Genomic DNA, 289 nt, shown 5'->3' with positions numbered 1-289 from the left:
GAGTCATACTTCCTCCACCAACGAGCATTACTGCTTTTGGGTATTTACCATTTAATGTGATTATTTCTTCACTGATTTTTCTCGCCAATTCATCAATAGCATCTTCGATAGGTAATATAACATCATCTCTAGAGTATTCCGTTTCAAAACCTAAAATATCTGTAATAGAGACACTCTCTTTCATTGAGATTTCTCTTTTAAGGTACTCAGCATCGGAAAAGTCTAGTAAAAATTGATCACTTATTGCTTCTGTTATTTCATCCCCTGCTACAGGTACCATACCGTAAGC

The 289-nt window shown here is 35.6% G+C and carries 1 protein-coding gene; it reads right to left on the bottom strand.

Translation table 11 applies throughout. The annotated features are described in order from the left end of the window. The coding region (locus AOA59_RS20590; RefSeq protein ID WP_218212203.1) for a hypothetical protein at nt 1-289 on the bottom strand (289 nt) is incomplete at both ends.

The sequence above is a fragment of the Pseudomonas sp. 2822-15 genome (assembly GCF_002742515.1).
Classification (GTDB): domain Bacteria; phylum Pseudomonadota; class Gammaproteobacteria; order Pseudomonadales; family Pseudomonadaceae; genus Aquipseudomonas; species Aquipseudomonas salomonii.
Note: the sequence above shows the minus strand (reverse complement) of the source record. Positions and strands in the feature narration are given on the sequence as shown.